This is a genomic window from Mesorhizobium sp. M7D.F.Ca.US.004.03.1.1 (genome assembly GCF_003998635.1).
GTDB lineage: Bacteria > Pseudomonadota > Alphaproteobacteria > Rhizobiales > Rhizobiaceae > Mesorhizobium > Mesorhizobium loti.
In genome coordinates this window covers 1-1731 of the sequence record NZ_RZQG01001113.1, presented here as the reverse complement: position 1 = coordinate 1731, position 1731 = coordinate 1, and the positions used below count along the sequence as shown (strand labels likewise).

Genomic DNA, 1731 nt, shown 5'->3' with positions numbered 1-1731 from the left:
CTCAAGGGGGAGGGTAACACCGCGTCAGATACCCATCATGGCGCGCAGCACTTTCTTGTCCGTAGCGCCGCCGGCGAAATCGTCGAATGCCTTTTCCGTCACCCGGATGATGTGATGCTGGATGAAAGGCGCGCCCTCGGCCGCGCCATCTTCCGGATGCTTCAGGCAGCACTCCCATTCCAGCACCGCCCAGGAATCATAATTGTACTGTGTCAGCTTGGAAAAGATGCCGCCGAAATCCACCTGCCCGTCACCTAGCGAACGGAAGCGGCCGGCGCGGTTGGTCCAGCTCTGATAGCCGGAATAGACGCCTTGCCGGCCGGTCGGGTTGAACTCGGCGTCCTTGACGTGGAACGCCTTGATGCGCTCGTGATAGATGTCGATGAATTCCAGATAGTCGAGCTGCTGCAACAGGAAGTGCGACGGATCGTAGTTGATGTTGCAGCGCTTGTGGCCGCCGACCGCGTCGAGGAACATCTCGAAGGTCGCGCCATCGAACACGTCCTCGCCGGGATGGACCTCGTAGCCGACATCGACGCCATTGTCCTCATAGACGTCGAGGATCGGCTTCCAGCGCTTGCCGAGTTCGGCGAACGCTTCCTCGATCAATCCGGCCGGCCGCTGTGGCCACGGGTAGAGGTAAGGGAAGGCTAAGGCTCCGGAAAAGCTCACCGAGGCCTTCAGGCCAAGGTTCTTCGAGGCCTTGGCGCCGAACTTCATCTGCTCGACCGCCCATTTCTGCCGCGCCTTTGGATTGTTGTGCACCGAAGCCGGCGCAAAGCCGTCGAATTGCGCGTCATAGGCCGGATGCACCGCCACCAATTGCCCCTGCAGATGCGTCGACAGTTCGGTGATCTCGACGCCGGCGTCGGCGCAGATGCCCTTCACCTCGTCGCAATAGGCCTTGGAAGAGGCCGCTCTCTTGAGATCGAACAGCCGCGCGTCCCAAGTCGGGATCTGCACGCCCTTGTAACCGAGACCAGCCGCCCATTTGGTGATCGACGCCAGCGAGTTGAACGGCGCGGCATCGCCCGCGAACTGCGCCAGAAACAGTCCAGGGCCCTTCATTGTCGTCGGCATCGGCATCCTCCCTCATTTTTCTCGCGACCGAGCATGGCGCCGATTGGAAGCAGGGCCAGCCACTTTGGTCTTTTCAGATCGAGCGCATTGTGTACGCGCTATTCTGGTATTACCAAATATGGGAATTTGGTCAAGCCTCGCAATGGACCGTCGAACCTCTTTGGGCATGCGAAATCCAGGCATATAGATCAATATAATCAATGAAGTAATCTGCATTGGAAGTTGCCTTCCCACGCTTCTTGCCGTCCCGCAGAATTTGCTGTAGACCTCCTTTCAGGCCCAATTGGTCGAACCAGTTTGCGAGAAAAGGCTGGGGATGCCTTGGGGAGGAACCCTTGCGTCGCCTTTTGGCGATGCATGTCGCAGGCGAACCATAGAGACGAATTGGGAAGGACAGACCATGCATCTTTCGACGCACAACTGGATGCGCGCGGAACCCTTGGAGACGACGCTCAAGCGCATCAAGAAATTCGGCTATGAGTCGATCGAGATTTCCGGCGAGCCCGAGCAATACAAGACCAAGGAGACGCGCGCGCTGCTGAAGGAGCATGGCATCCGCTGCTGGGGCGCGGTGACCTTGATGCTGGGCGAGCGCAACCTCGCGGCCAAAAACCAGGGCCAGCGCGAGCGCTCCGTTCAGTATGTCAAGGA

General features: G+C 59.0%; 2 protein-coding genes. One reads left to right on the top strand and one right to left on the bottom strand.

Translation table 11 applies throughout. The features are described 5' to 3' along the window. Nucleotides 1-24 precede the first annotated feature (24 nt). Nucleotides 25-1080: a sugar phosphate isomerase/epimerase gene (locus EN935_RS34490; RefSeq protein ID WP_127263338.1), complete on the bottom strand. Its 1056-nt coding sequence runs from the start codon at nucleotides 1078-1080 to the stop codon at nucleotides 25-27. Nucleotides 1081-1480: 400 nt separating this feature from the next. Between EN935_RS34490 and EN935_RS34485 the strand changes: the two genes are divergently transcribed. After that, nucleotides 1481-1731 (top strand): TIM barrel protein (locus tag EN935_RS34485; RefSeq protein ID WP_164771626.1); only part of this gene is annotated, 251 nt, incomplete at its 3' end.